This is a genomic window from Shewanella polaris (assembly GCF_006385555.1).
GTDB lineage: Bacteria > Pseudomonadota > Gammaproteobacteria > Enterobacterales > Shewanellaceae > Shewanella > Shewanella polaris.
The window spans coordinates 2,958,998-2,972,299 of the sequence record NZ_CP041036.1; the positions used below are offsets into that span (position 1 = coordinate 2,958,998).

General features: G+C 40.6%; 14 protein-coding genes. 4 read left to right on the forward strand and 10 right to left on the reverse strand.

Translation table 11 applies throughout. The features are described 5' to 3' along the window. Nucleotides 1-42: 42 nt before the first annotated feature. Entirely contained in the window at nucleotides 43-2,298 is a 2,256-nt protein-coding gene (locus FH971_RS12890; protein ID WP_140234564.1) for an ABC transporter permease subunit, read from the reverse strand. Nucleotides 2,299-2,557: 259 nt separating this feature from the next. Between FH971_RS12890 and FH971_RS12895 the strand changes: the two genes are divergently transcribed. Together FH971_RS12895 and FH971_RS12900 are read left to right on the forward strand one after the other, a co-directional pair. After that, entirely contained in the window at nucleotides 2,558-3,064 is a 507-nt protein-coding gene (locus tag FH971_RS12895) for a glycine cleavage system transcriptional repressor (RefSeq protein ID WP_137226631.1), read from the forward strand. A 142-nt stretch (nucleotides 3,065-3,206) separates the two neighbouring features. After that, the gene (locus FH971_RS12900) at nucleotides 3,207-4,028 is read left to right on the forward strand and encodes a DUF2797 domain-containing protein (protein ID WP_140234565.1); all 822 of its coding nucleotides are present in this window, start codon (nucleotides 3,207-3,209) and stop codon (nucleotides 4,026-4,028) included. A gap of 62 nt (nucleotides 4,029-4,090) precedes the next feature. On the opposite strand, the gene FH971_RS12905 is transcribed toward FH971_RS12900, so the two are convergent. Beyond that, the gene (locus FH971_RS12905; RefSeq protein ID WP_140234566.1) at nucleotides 4,091-4,651 is read right to left on the reverse strand and encodes a DUF4136 domain-containing protein; all 561 of its coding nucleotides are present in this window, start codon (nucleotides 4,649-4,651) and stop codon (nucleotides 4,091-4,093) included. A gap of 184 nt (nucleotides 4,652-4,835) precedes the next feature. On the opposite strand from FH971_RS12905, the gene FH971_RS12910 reads away from it, so the two are divergent. After that, a complete protein-coding gene (locus FH971_RS12910) occupies nucleotides 4,836-5,441 on the forward strand; it encodes a LysE family translocator (protein WP_137226628.1) in 606 nt (201 codons plus the stop codon). Nucleotides 5,442-5,469: 28 nt separating this feature from the next. Then, a complete protein-coding gene (locus FH971_RS12915) occupies nucleotides 5,470-6,039 on the forward strand; it encodes a DUF1415 domain-containing protein (protein WP_140234567.1) in 570 nt (189 codons plus the stop codon). A 6-nt stretch (nucleotides 6,040-6,045) separates the two neighbouring features. Here FH971_RS12915 and FH971_RS12920 read toward each other — a convergent pair whose 3' ends face one another. From FH971_RS12920 to mmsB, 8 genes are all read right to left on the reverse strand, one after another. Next, nucleotides 6,046-6,861, reverse strand: a complete 816-nt coding sequence (locus FH971_RS12920; protein WP_140234568.1) for an alpha/beta fold hydrolase — start codon at nucleotides 6,859-6,861, stop codon at nucleotides 6,046-6,048. Nucleotides 6,862-6,885: 24 nt separating this feature from the next. Beyond that, nucleotides 6,886-7,257 (reverse strand): hypothetical protein, encoded by a 372-nt coding sequence (locus tag FH971_RS12925; protein ID WP_137226625.1) that lies wholly within the window; start codon nucleotides 7,255-7,257, stop codon nucleotides 6,886-6,888. Nucleotides 7,258-7,416: 159 nt separating this feature from the next. Beyond that, nucleotides 7,417-9,009: an ABC-F family ATPase gene (locus FH971_RS12930; protein ID WP_137226624.1), complete on the reverse strand. Its 1,593-nt coding sequence runs from the start codon at nucleotides 9,007-9,009 to the stop codon at nucleotides 7,417-7,419. A gap of 326 nt (nucleotides 9,010-9,335) precedes the next feature. After that, nucleotides 9,336-10,256 (reverse strand): M14 family metallopeptidase, encoded by a 921-nt coding sequence (locus FH971_RS12935; RefSeq protein ID WP_137226623.1) that lies wholly within the window; start codon nucleotides 10,254-10,256, stop codon nucleotides 9,336-9,338. A gap of 88 nt (nucleotides 10,257-10,344) precedes the next feature. Next, nucleotides 10,345-11,280 carry a DMT family transporter gene (locus FH971_RS12940; RefSeq protein ID WP_137226622.1) on the reverse strand — a complete coding sequence of 312 codons (936 nt, stop codon included), beginning with the start codon at nucleotides 11,278-11,280 and terminating at the stop codon, nucleotides 10,345-10,347. 8 nt (nucleotides 11,281-11,288) lie between these two features. After that, nucleotides 11,289-11,495, reverse strand: a complete 207-nt coding sequence (locus FH971_RS12945) for a hypothetical protein (RefSeq protein ID WP_137227455.1) — start codon at nucleotides 11,493-11,495, stop codon at nucleotides 11,289-11,291. Between the two features lie 125 nt (nucleotides 11,496-11,620). After that, nucleotides 11,621-12,379, reverse strand: a complete 759-nt coding sequence (locus FH971_RS12950) for an SDR family oxidoreductase (RefSeq protein ID WP_140234569.1) — start codon at nucleotides 12,377-12,379, stop codon at nucleotides 11,621-11,623. A 12-nt stretch (nucleotides 12,380-12,391) separates the two neighbouring features. Next, nucleotides 12,392-13,291 carry a 3-hydroxyisobutyrate dehydrogenase gene (gene mmsB / locus FH971_RS12955; RefSeq protein ID WP_140234570.1) on the reverse strand — a complete coding sequence of 300 codons (900 nt, stop codon included), beginning with the start codon at nucleotides 13,289-13,291 and terminating at the stop codon, nucleotides 12,392-12,394. Nucleotides 13,292-13,302 lie beyond the last annotated feature (11 nt).

The following is a 13,302-nucleotide window of genomic DNA, read 5'->3' on the forward strand; positions in this document are numbered from 1 at the left end:
GGCGATTGGCGAATTAATCATTAATTGAGTCATCATCTTTCCTTACAGTGAGCTATAACGTTCGCGTAAACGTTGGCGAACAACTTCAGCAATGGTATTAAAGAAGAAGGTGAACACGAACAATACAAAGGCAGCTAAGAACAATACGCGATAATGCGTACTACCAATGGCCGACTCAGGCATTTCTACGGCAATGTTTGCCGCTAAGGTACGCATACCTTCAAATACACTCCACTCAAGGATTGCAGTATTACCGGTTGCCATTAACACAATCATGGTTTCACCCACTGCACGACCTAAGCCCATCATAATAGCTGAGAAAATACCCGGGCTGGCGGTAAGTAATACCACCTTAGTCAGGGTTTGCCAGTTTGTTGCACCCAGTGCCAAACTGCCGTTTGATAAATGACGTGGTACAGAAAAAATCGCATCTTCAGCTATCGAGAATATGGTTGGAATTACCGCAAAGCCCATGGCAATACCCACAACCAGCGCATTACGTTGGTCGAATGTGATACCTAAATCATTGGTAATAAATTGACGAGTATTGCCGTCAAATAATGCCACTTCAATCACAGGGCTGATTTCAAAGGAGAACCAACCAATAAATATAATCACCGGCAATAGCATTAGCTCTTGGTAGGTTTCTGGTAAGCGCTGCTTCCATTTTTCTGGCAATTTACTCCAAGCAAATGCGGTGGCAAGTATTGATGTGGGCAATAACATCAACAACACCACAATGCCGGGCAAATGATCTTCAATCAGTGGCGCTAGCCATAAACCAGCCAAGAAACCCAAAATAACTGTCGGTAATGCTTCCATGATTTCAATGGTAGGCTTAACTACATTACGTACTTTTGGTGTCATAAAGTAAGCGGTATAAATCGCACCAGCTATCGCTAATGGCGCGGCAAATAGCATAGCGTAAAATGCCGCTTTCATGGTGCCAAATGCCAGTGGCATTAAGCTCAACTTGGCTTCAAAGTCGTCAGAACCAGAAGTGGACTGCCACACATATTGTGGTTCAGGGTAACCTTCGTACCATACTTTTTCCCACAGTGCGCTCCACGATATTTCTGGATGATCATTTTCAACAGAGAAAAGGTTAAGTTTGTTATCGGCTTCAATCACCAAGGCATTTGAACGCGGGCTAAAGCCCATTTTACCAGGGTTAGTTAACTGAAATTTCTCGTCGAATAACTCACGTTCACTGGTTGTATAAAGCAGTGTTAATTCGCCATCTGCACTCAACACTGCAAAGCTTTTACGATAAAACTCTGTTGCCATTACACTAACAGGAGCAAGGTCATCAAACTCACGAATCTGCTGATATAAACGACCTTTTTCGCTATTAACTTGGAAGTACTGACTCACAATACCGCTGTCATAACTCACCAATATAGAGCTTGCTCCGGCAAGCAAATTAACTTGCTTAACTTTAGCGCCGGCTTTATTTACATCGACAACCTGAAGTAACTCAACAGAATCGGCATCGCGAGTGTTATAAATAAACAGTTTATTATTTGCACTCAAAATTAGCTGACGATGGTCAGGGGTCATGATTGCTGATATGACATGATTAGGTGCATCGTTAATAAACACTTCAACTGATGACCACTCAACCTCTTCGGTCATCATGTTTTCTTCGCCTTCTTGGCGATTAAGCTTCCACGCACCGTTTTTGTCTTGATAAGCAAAACTCATGCGGCCGTCACTATAATCAAACACCAGATTATATACTGCACCATCACTGTTAATGGTTAACGCCTCTTCGCCCAAGGGGTAACGTAAAGAAGGGGTAATCACGCGTTTGTTGTCAGGATAAGTCAGACCAAACTCAATACCCACCACAATGACTTGGCCATTACTGAGTCCTAATGCAAAACGTTGCTCGCTAGGACTAGATTTTGCACTACTAGTAACAGTGGCGCCTTGTGGTAATTTAGGCGTAAAAGATGAAATGAGCTGACCTGTAATCGACGAGTAAAAATCAACCGAACCCGATTCAGTAACCCGGTATAACACTTCATTTTGTTCGTCACTGCCAACCATTAACGTTTTAGCATCAGCATGCTGATAACTAATACTGGTAACTGGCTCTATATGTGCACCATCAAAAATGGGTTTGATGACATACAGCAAATAGAAAAATATTAATAACAATGTGACAAACACTAAGGTGCCGCCAACGGTTACCCCAATCTCTGCGGCTTTATCCTTAAATGCTCTGCGAGTTGCATGTCTATCAACAAGTAGACTTTTTTCAGCAGAACCAGGTTGATTTACCTGACTTTCCATTAAGAACCTCTAATAATTAATCGATGCCATAATTAGCGCTTTGATTGTGTAGTTTACTGTGCTAACAATAAATATTTATGACCAAATAACTAATATAAATAACTTATTTAACTAAGCTAAAAACTCAGTAAAAAAACTAGTATCTGAATAAATGTTTGTAACACAAGCGTAAAGCATTTACGCAATCTTAAGTGGCTGCGATTATATGACGTAAAGATGACAGTTGTGTTACAGCCAATATTAATAGGAGAAATATCGTATGATGCGTTACCTTATCACTCTGCAAGCTCCTGATAGAAAAGGTTTAGTCGAACAAATAGCTAATGTTGTTAGTCGACATAATGGCAACTGGTTAGACTCAGAAATGCGTCATATAGACGGTATTTTTGCAGCAATATTACAGTTAGAAGTGCCTGCACTTAAGTGGGATCAATTAATTGATGCTTTAGAATGCATTGACGGATTAACCTTAACTTTTGCAAAAACTAGCTTAAGTGCTAAGCCAATCAAGCATCTGCATTACAACTTAGTTGCATATGACCGCCCAGGAATTGTGTTACATATTTCTAATAAAATGAATGAACTAGGTATCAATATTGAACAGTTTAGTAGCCAATATGAAACGGCTAGTCACACCGGTATTGCATTATTTAGAGCCACCATGGCCTTGGGCTTAACCGATCCTAATCAAGAAGAGAAAATTACAGCATCACTTTATGAAATGGGTGATGATGTTGTATTAGATAAGCTCAATAAACCAACCTGAGTTAATTTTAAAAACCTGAATTATTCAACGTTTTACCAATCTACTTAACCATTAACCCAAGGTGGAGCCAAATTAAGCCTAAAATCCGTTTTCATCATCTGCTAAACTGCCACAAAATAATGATGATAAAAATGGATTGACCATGTTTGGAACGCTATCAAAACTGAAAACCCACCTCAATGATAACCATGAGGTGGAGTATCATTTACCTGTAGGTGAAGCGCGCTTAGCCCTTAACCCGCTTATAGGTAAGTCATTAACCATGGTTCACACGGGTAATATTTTTTGCAGCAACTGCGGTAAAAAAACTAAAAAAAGTTATTCTCAGGGTCATTGTTACGTATGCATGACAAAACTGGCCAGTTGCGACCTGTGCATTATGAAACCTGAAACATGCCACTTTGATCAAGGTACTTGCCGTGAACCAGAATGGGCCATGTCAAATTGCTTTGTTCCTCACTATGTCTATTTGTCTAATACTTCAGGTATTAAAGTGGGTATTACTCGCTACACCCAAATTCCAACTCGTTGGATAGACCAAGGCGCAACTCAAGGTTTACCTATTTTTAAAGTGTCGACCCGTAAAATGTCGGGCTTAATCGAAATTGAATTAGCCAAATTTATTAACGATAAAACCCATTGGCAAGCCATGCTTAAAGGCAATAATGATGATATCGATCTCATCGAACAAGCTGGCCAACTTATCCCATTAATTGAAGATAAATTACAAGCCCTAGCTGCTGAATATCAAGACATTGTCATTGAACGTCTTGATGCAAACATCCAAGCCATTAGCTACCCTATTACGCAATTTCCTGTCAAAGTGAAATCGCATAATTTTGATAAAATTGCTGAAGTGACAGGTATCTTGCAAGGTATTAAAGGGCAATATTTAATCTTTGATACTGGCGTAATTAATATCCGAAAATTTAGCTCTTATGAAGTGGAAGTCAACCACGATTAATATCAATATTGTTGAATAAAAAAGACGCAAACAGCGTCTTTTTTTATGTACAAAAGCCGTATTTAAGCTTGTGGAATATCATTTAACATCATTGTAATCAGCGCATCAAATCGAGCTTCTCGTTCTTCAAGTATACGATCTGGCTCGGTAAACCCTTGCGCTAAAACACGCCAAAATGGCAAGTTAACTCTGGGATTGAAAAAGGCGATCAAGACGGACCCCTTCTCATAATTACCATTAACATCTTGGGTATACAAACCGGGTACTAACCCGACTTTAGCGAGGATCTCTGTATCACTCATTTCTGACTCGAGTGCCATACCAAACCCAACAATCATTTGTGGCGAATCATTAATCGATACTAACTGATAGCCTTTGTTAGCCATTAATTTATTGACTGAACTGATTAATTGTTTGCGTAAAACGTCTTCATCCATCTTATTGGCTGTATGCACAACAAACATGGTTTCATGCCAAGCGTACGTTTTTGATAACGTAGATAAATCACCACTAGCCACGATAGTAATACGGTTATTGGGTGTTGTACTCACTGTATTTGTTGTACAAGCAGTTAACAGCACTATGCTAAGGAAAAAAATAATTTTACTTAGGTTTCTTAACATAAAAGAATTTCCTATTTATTAGTTTGTTTTAAACCTTATCGATATAATGTTTAAGCTACCCCGTTCAACTTGAGATAACAATCTTTAGTTTAATTATAAATTAGCGAACAATTAATATTAGATTGTCATAGCATTAACCGTTAAAATGCCAACAATTTTTAATGAGACTAGGACTAAATACAACATGGAATTGGTATTTGCAATAGCATTATTTGCATTTTCTGCCGGCATAACCCCCGGCCCAAATAACATCATGTTAATGACTTCTGGTGTGAATTTTGGCATAAAACGCAGTATTCCACACTTACTAGGCATCAGCTTAGGCTTTCCGACAATGATATTGGCGGTAGGACTTGGATTAAGCGCAATATTTAAAGCCTACCCAATAATCCACACAGTAATTAAAGTAGTCGGCATAACTTACTTGCTGTATTTGTCATGGTTAATTGCTAACAGCAGCAGTAAAATGGAAGGCAAACAAGTCAGCAAACCGTTTAGCTTTATTCAAGCTGCTGCATTTCAATGGGTAAACCCAAAGGGGTGGATTATGGCTGTCGGTGCTATTGCCACTTTCACCTCGGTGCAACAAGAACTCAACGGCCAAGTGATCACTATTGCAAGCGTGTTTTTATGTGTGGCATTCCCCTGCGCGATTGTCTGGCTTGGGTTTGGCGTAGCATTAAAGCGTCTACTTAAAAATGATCGTCAACAGCGTATTTTTAATGTCACAATGGCTTTATTATTAGTGGCATCTATTATCCCAATGATGTTGCCACCTACAGCACGTTGATGAATTTAATAGGGTTAAAGGCTAATTAATGGAACAACATGAATGTCTTATCCACACTGAAATGTGGGTAAAAGATGTCATTATGAAATACAATATATGCCCTTTTGCCCGCCGAGAAGTCGAACGTGCCAGTATTCGTTATGTTGCCATTGAAGACACTAAAATAAAGGCTGTTTTAAAGGCGTTATTGGCAGAATGTCAATACCTAGATAATAACCCTGAAACAGAAACTACGTTATTTATTTTACCGCGCGGTTTTGAAGGCTTTTATGCTTATCTAGATTTAGTTGATGATGCAACAGCGTTATTATCTGAACAAGATTATGATGGCGTGTACCAGTTAGCCACCTTTCATCCAGACTATTGTTTTGATGGCGAACCACAAGACAGTGCAGCTAATTTTACCAATCGTTCGCCCTATCCTACTCTGCATATTATCCGCGAAGTCAGCATGGAAATAGCATTGGCAAGCTATACCGACCCAGAATCCATTCCAGAGCGAAACATTGCTTTTGCTGAACGTAAAGGCAGCGATTTTTTTGTTCAGTTATTGCAGCATTGCACTAAAGATATATCAAAAGTAACAGGCGATAAATAACGGTTATTAGTTTGATTGTAAGTCTACACAAAAATCACTGATAAGCCGTGGCCAATCATTAACATCATCCATCGAATGAGCAATATGTAGCGTGGAAAGAGGTAATGCCTTTTTAAGTTCTATTGCGGTATCGACGGGGTGCGCTTCATCGTCTTGCCAAGCTAGAATTAACGTTGGAATTGAAATGGTCCCAAGTTGCTTTTTGCTCGGTAAGTCATTCATTGCGGCTGCGCGAAATAGTTGGTCAAGCGTGTGACGGGTCATCAATTTCAATCCGTCTAATATGCCGAGCACGCTGTGTTGATGGGCATCAACCAACCAGCTTGGAAGCATTTTATCTAAATGTTTAGCATTTATTTTAGCTAAACCTTTACCGCCCCATATTCGTGCCGCTTTAGCCATTTTATGATAATCGTCAACTTTTTCTGCCCGAGTTTGCCATGCTGTTGGCGGCGTCATCAAAATCAATCCTTTGACCTTTTGTGGATATTTCAATGCGGCATACAAACTAGTGGCACACCCCATTGATTGACCGCCTAAAACGAGCTCTGATGGTGCGTTAAAATGAGTAGCGACACTTATCATATCTTTCGCCATTTCTGGCCATAAATAATCTTCGACACACTTACCCGCTGAAGATAAGCCATGACCTATGGCATCATAACGGATTAGCTGCAATTTTTTGGGGAATCGATGCCAAGCATATAAACCAATCGCATCTTCACTTTGAATACTGCCGGTTAATCCATGAGCCCAGATAAGGGATTGCCCTTTACCGCTAATGGAACAATTATACTGATTAATATTAAATTGCTCTGTCATGGTGGGAGCTCCTAATGAGTTGGCTTATCCTTTTACAATTTCAATCAACCTATTAATGAATAATGTAATTGAATCTGTAGTATCAAACTCAAATGCTAAACCGTAGTGGGTTAACGTTTCATTTAAGCCTTTGTTTTTACGTGTTGGGAATCGGGTCATTTGAGCATTGTGATAGTAATCATACTTTGCACGTACACCATCAATAGTCACTAATTCTGTCGAAAAAATTTCAAAGGCTGGACGGATAATCAATAACGGTGTTTTACCGTCAACATGCAAATAAACAGGTTCTTTTAACTCAGGCAACATGTATTCGGTAACATTCTTTATATTAAAATTAGTACGACATTGCAGTTCATTCAAGGTTGATGCGATTTGTTCAAGGGTAATGCTCATAAAATAGATGCCTGTTCAGGATAATGTCATTGATTTATAACGCTAGAGTATAGGGTCTTGCTGAATAAATAAAAACAAAAAGCCCCGAACATTTGTTCAGGGCTAATAGTGTTAATGCGTTGGTATTGACTATAACGGCTATTGATTGTTAAAGAAGAATTACGCTTCGATACCTTTACTTGCCAAAAATTCGTCATAAGTACCTTTGAAGTCATTAATCCCTGTTGGGGTAACTTCAAGAATACGGGTGGCCAATGATGATACGAATGCACGGTCGTGCGAGACGAACATTAATGTACCTTCGTATTTTTCTAACGCGTTGTTTAATGACTCAATCGATTCCATGTCCATGTGGTTGGTTGGTTCGTCGAGTAATAAAATGTTTGGTTTTTGCATGATAAGTTTACCGAAATACATACGGCCTTTCTCACCACCAGATAATACTTTAACAGACTTCTTAATGTCGTCAGAACCAAACAACATACGGCCTAAAATACCGCGTACTGATTGGTCATCGTCATTTTCTTTGCGCCATTGACTCATCCATTCGAATAAAGTCATATCATTAGCAAAATCAGCTTCATGATCCTGAGCATAGTAACCTATATTGGCATTTTCAGACCAATTAATGGTTCCTTCGTCTTGTGGGATATCATGCACTAACGTACGTAACAAGGTGGTTTTACCCACACCGTTCTGCCCCAAAATAGCAATGCGCTCACCGACTTCAACCATTAGATTAAGCTTGCTAAACAATGGCGTGTCGTAACCTTTAGCAAGGTTTTCAACGATGAGTGCATTACGGAACAATTTCTTTTCTTGTTCGAAACGAATAAACGGGTTAACACGACTTGATGCTTTAATATCATCTAGCTTAATTTTATCAATTTGCTTAGCGCGTGACGTGGCTTGTTTGGCTTTCGATGCGTTAGCCGAGAAACGTGCGACGAAGGTTTGCAACTCGGCAATTTGAGCTTTCTTCTTGGCGTTGTCACTCATTAAACGTTCACGTGATTGCTGTGCAGCCATCATGTATTCGTCATAGTTACCTGGGAACAAACGCAATTCACCGTAATCTAAGTCAGCCATGTGTGTACATACTGAATTTAAAAAGTAACGGTCATGGGAAATAATAATCATGGTACTGTTACGTTGATTCAACATATCTTGTAACCAGCGAATAGTATCGATGTCCAAGTTGTTGGTTGGTTCGTCGAGTAACAGTAGATCTGGATCTGAGAATAATGCTTGTGCCAATAACACCCGCAGTTTAAAACCCGGCGCAATTTCGCTCATCAGTCCGAAGTGTTGCTCTATGTCAATACCGACACCTAACAATAAGTCACCAGCACGAGATTCTGACGTGTATCCGTCCATCTCAGCAAATTCCATCTCAAGTTCTGACACTTTAATACCGTCTTCTTCACTCATTTCAGGTAAAGAATAAATACGGTCACGCTCTTGCTTCACCTTCCACAACTCGCGGTGACCCATGATCACAGTGTCTACAACAGAAAACGCTTCGTATGCAAACTGGTCTTGGTTTAATTTACCCATACGTTCATTAACATCTAATGAGACGTTACCGCTTGATGGCTCTAAATCACCGGCAAGGATTTTCATAAAGGTGGATTTACCACAACCATTCGCGCCAATTAAACCGTAGCGATTACCGCCACCAAATTTGACTGAGAGATTTTCAAACAGTGGCTTAGCGCCAAACTGCATCGTGATGTTAGCTGTTGTAATCAAAATGAAATTCCAAATCGTGTTGTGTGTTAAAGCCCATATCAAATTATTGTTTATTCACTCGAGTTAACGTATGTATGACTCAAGCCAGCACTTAAACAAATGCTTAAAAAAATACTAATGAGATTAAAACGGGCATACGGCATTGCCGAAAGGGTCGTTATAAAGCGCGACATTGTAAGGATTTCTGGTCTATTTATCAACCTAAACTGGACCTATATCTCTAACCTCCATACTTTAATGAAGGTTAGATCATAACAGCCTAGAAGTTAAGACGAAGTCCGCCCTAGCCTCTAGACTTTATCACTTTTTATCATATTTGAGCTTTGTTAAAGCTTCAAATAATCAACAATGTAATCCAATCCACCAGTAACGGCAGCCACTTGTGCATCATTACATTGTTGCGCTGTCACCAATGGGCTATCAGGATAGACCTCAGTAGTGGTGTTAAAGTGATTGACAGTAATACCGGCACATAAACTGAGTTTTTTAACCGGATAGTTAATTACCCCAAATTGCTCTATCGGTACTTCAATTAATTGTCCGTTATCGTCAGGCGCGATATGAGTCACTTTAGCCACTGAATCAATCACCGCTTTTTGAAAATCAGGGGTTGGGTTGTCACTGTCGCCAACTAAGTAGAAACCATCAGGAATGATGCCTTTATCGTATTCAACGCCATCACGCGCAGATAGCAGAGGCCTAAACTCTAATTCGTCAGTATCAGTCGTTTCATGTAAATCAATGTGGGCATATACCGTCCCCAAACTTGCGACAAATGCCATCAGCGCGGCAGATTCTTCGGCGGGGCTATTGGCATAAAAAGAGCGATTAGGATCGATGGCTTTAGGATTCCATCGATTAATGGTTTCGTAACCCCAAGGGCTAACACAAGGTGCAACGGCCACATTAAAATACTGAGTATAATCCTGTGCTTTAGTGGCTAAAAACTGAATAGCACCATGAACACCACTGGTTTCATAGCCATGTACACCACCGGTAATCAAAATCGTTTTTTTATTGTTGTCCCAATGTTTTGATGTAAAGCCAAATAATGGGTACTTGTCAGCATTAAGGGATAACGCGCCATATTGAACTTGGTCAAATTGGCTGGTAAGCGGGATTAACTTACTGACAACTTCATTTTGATAAGAGCGCTTGATGGTAACTTGTGCTAACCATTGTGCTTTGTCTGCATCGGTCCATTTTTGACCTGGTGTACCAATTGGATAAGGTGTGGAATTGCTCATGTAACCTCTTAATCATTTATTTTATTGAGTTATGTATCTGTCAGTCATTTGCTTGTAAATGATGTTTATTGCTCAACTATCTGTTTAGTTACTGGGTCGGCTTACTAACTGGATGGGCTTTGGCAAAAATAACCAATGCAATCCCAACAAAAATAATCCCAGCCGATACACTAAGATGAAAGCTAATCACTTCATCTAAAAAGAGTATACCGCCCACAGCTGCAATCACTGGGACCGTTAATTGTAAAACCGCCGCATGGGTTGATGTGAGCCCGCGTAAGGCTTGATACCACAGCGCATAACCAATACCCGAGGCGATTGCACCAGATAAAACCGCTAACCATACACCTTTGACAGACAATACCGTTGTTTGTGGTGTTGAGGTTAATTGAGGCAGTATCCACACAACCAATATCATCAACGCAACCAAGGGTATACTGCGAATAAAATTATAACCCGTATCGAATAGTGGATTAACAGACTTTTTGCCTAACAAAGTATATCCGCCCCAAGCACAACCGCTAATGGACATTAACACTAATCCGGTTATCGAAGGCGCGCTCACACCGGGCAACACCAAATACGCAAATCCGCTAAAAGCCAATAATGCCCCAATCCATTCAAGTAACGTTAAGCGATGACCTTGAAAATAGCTGATTAACATCATGCTAATTTGTACCGCTGCAAACAAAATCAACGCACCAGTGGCGGTATCAAGTAGCACGTAAGCGTATGAAAACGTCACAGCATAGGTAAATAATAATCCCGCCGCAAATAGGCTGCCACGGCTAGTTAAATTTGTGGTGTTAGTTTTAGTCGTGCGCAATAACATCAACAACCACAACACTAAAGCACCGGCTATTAAACGGATGGCAGTGAAACTACTCGGGTCTATTAATGGTGTGATTTGTTGGGTTGATAATGCCATACGGCACAACACCGAGTTGGCCGCAAATGCGACCAAGGCTATCAAGGTATACAGAGCGATAGAAAATCGAGATAAAAAGGCTGATAGATCAGACATAAACGGGACTACTTAGCGTTTTTTTTAAAGGTGAATTTACTTGAAAACCAATGCAACACTCTGACTTGCTGTACATGGCTCAAGCCAAAAAATACACAAATCCAAGGCGAAATCAGTAAAAACCACGGTAAAGCAGCCGTCGAACGACCTGAAAAGAATAGATATAAAAAACCGCCATAGATAACAATGACGCCAAGGAGCCCTACAAACAGCATCATTTTTTTAAGCAGGTATTCTAATTTTTCCACGAGATAGCATTCCTAGAGAATAAAAAGTTACGCCGAGCATAGGCTCGGCGTGACAACATCATAACAAACTGATTATGTAAATTACTACCCGCTTATAAACGCAAACCACCGTCAATTTCAAATACTCGGCCGTTAACGTAATCATTTTCGATAATAAAGCGCACAGTAGCAGCTACTTCTTCAGGTTGACCTAAACGTCCTACTGGCACCATTTTTTCTAAACGTTCTAAGGCTTCAGGCTTCATGGCCGCTGTCATTTCAGTAGCCATAACCCCTGGAGCAACTGCAGCACTACGAATATTATGACGAGCTAACTCTTTTGCCCAACCAACCGCCATAGCTGCAACGCCGGCTTTAGACGCTGAGTAGTTAGATTGTCCCATGTTACCAACTTTAGCAATGCTAGAGATATTGATAATCACCCCAGCTTGCTTGGTTTCAATCATAGCTGCAGCGGCTTCACGACCACATAAAAAAGTACCTGTTAAGTTAACGTTAATAACAGACTGAAACTGCTGATACGACATGCGGTCAGTGACCACGCCGTCTTTGGCTTTAATCATTAAGCCATCTCGTAAAATACCGGCATTGTTGATCAACACATTCACTTGGCCAAAGTCTTCAGCAATAAATTTAAAGCCCGCGACCACATCTTCTTCGTCAGTAATGTCTAAGGCATAGCCTTGTACTTCAGTTATTGAACCTAAATCAGCACAAGCTTGTTCAAGTTTAGTTTGATCAACATCGATAAGCGCCAATTTAGCACCTTGGGTGGCTAAATCATGCGCCATCGCTAGACCTAATCCACCCGCTCCGCCAGTAATGACGACAACCTTATCTTTTAATTCCATCAACTGAATCCTTTATTTTTTCTTTGAAAATTGTTCAAAAACACTCGAAAAATCGCGGCGACCATGGCCTTGGCGAGCATGATTAACATATAAGCTGCGAGCCAAAGATCCCATTGGTGTGCTTGAATTAGAGGCGACTGCCGCTTCTTGCGACAACCCTAAATCTTTAACCATCAAGTCAACCATAAAGCCACCTTGGTAGTCTTTTGACGACGGCACATTTTCCATCACGCCTGGGCATGGATTGTATTTCTCTAACGTCCAGTTACCGCCGCTACTGACTTTCATGATATCAGACAACACTTTAGGATCTAAACCATTATCCAAACCAAGTTGTAACGATTCGCTAGTACCCACCATCAATACAGACAACAGCATGTTATTACAAATCTTAGCGATTTGACCTGCTCCTACAGCACCGGCGTGAAAAATATTGCCGCCCATAACCGTTAATACCGTTTGGGCTTGTTGATAGGCGGCTTCACTACCACCACAAATAAAGGTTAAGGTACCCGCTGCAGCCCCTGCTGTGCCACCAGACACTGGCGCGTCCATAAACTCAATGCCTTTTTCGGCCGCTTTTGCACCCACTAAGCGAGCGCTGTCGGCATCAATGGTCGAGCAATCTATCAGTAATGCCTGTTTAGATACCACATCCAACAAACCTTTATTGTTGTCATCGCCTAGGTATAAGCTACGAACATGCTTGCCTGCTGGTAGCATGGTAATCACAAAATCTGCAGAAGCTGCTGCACCACAGGCCGTTTTAGCACTGAGTGCACCTTGTGCTGTTAACGCTTCTACCGCAACTGGGTTTAAGTCAAATACGGTAACTGTCATACCCGCTTTTACTAAATTGGCAGCCATTGGGCCACCCATGTTACCTAAACCAATAAATGCTACTGTTGCCATCTCATTAATCC

Excerpts from the sequence above, each read along its gene's own strand:
- FH971_RS12900 (WP_140234565.1), top strand. The coding sequence starts at position 3,207 with ATGTTTGGAACGCTATCAAAACTGAAAACCCACCTCAATGATAACCAT.
- FH971_RS12920 (WP_140234568.1), bottom strand. The coding sequence starts at position 6,861 with ATGACAGAGCAATTTAATATTAATCAGTATAATTGTTCCATTAGCGGT.
- FH971_RS12940 (WP_137226622.1), bottom strand. The coding sequence starts at position 11,280 with ATGTCTGATCTATCAGCCTTTTTATCTCGATTTTCTATCGCTCTGTAT.
- FH971_RS12910 (WP_137226628.1), top strand. The coding sequence starts at position 4,836 with ATGGAATTGGTATTTGCAATAGCATTATTTGCATTTTCTGCCGGCATA.
- mmsB (WP_140234570.1), bottom strand. The coding sequence starts at position 13,291 with ATGGCAACAGTAGCATTTATTGGTTTAGGTAACATGGGTGGCCCAATG.
- FH971_RS12925 (WP_137226625.1), bottom strand. The coding sequence starts at position 7,257 with ATGAGCATTACCCTTGAACAAATCGCATCAACCTTGAATGAACTGCAA.
- FH971_RS12915 (WP_140234567.1), top strand. The coding sequence starts at position 5,470 with ATGGAACAACATGAATGTCTTATCCACACTGAAATGTGGGTAAAAGAT.
- FH971_RS12890 (WP_140234564.1), bottom strand. The coding sequence starts at position 2,298 with ATGGAAAGTCAGGTAAATCAACCTGGTTCTGCTGAAAAAAGTCTACTT.
- FH971_RS12950 (WP_140234569.1), bottom strand. The coding sequence starts at position 12,379 with ATGGAATTAAAAGATAAGGTTGTCGTCATTACTGGCGGAGCGGGTGGA.
- FH971_RS12945 (WP_137227455.1), bottom strand. The coding sequence starts at position 11,495 with ATGCTGTTTGTAGGGCTCCTTGGCGTCATTGTTATCTATGGCGGTTTT.
- FH971_RS12905 (WP_140234566.1), bottom strand. The coding sequence starts at position 4,651 with ATGTTAAGAAACCTAAGTAAAATTATTTTTTTCCTTAGCATAGTGCTG.
- FH971_RS12935 (WP_137226623.1), bottom strand. The coding sequence starts at position 10,256 with ATGAGCAATTCCACACCTTATCCAATTGGTACACCAGGTCAAAAATGG.
- FH971_RS12895 (WP_137226631.1), top strand. The coding sequence starts at position 2,558 with ATGATGCGTTACCTTATCACTCTGCAAGCTCCTGATAGAAAAGGTTTA.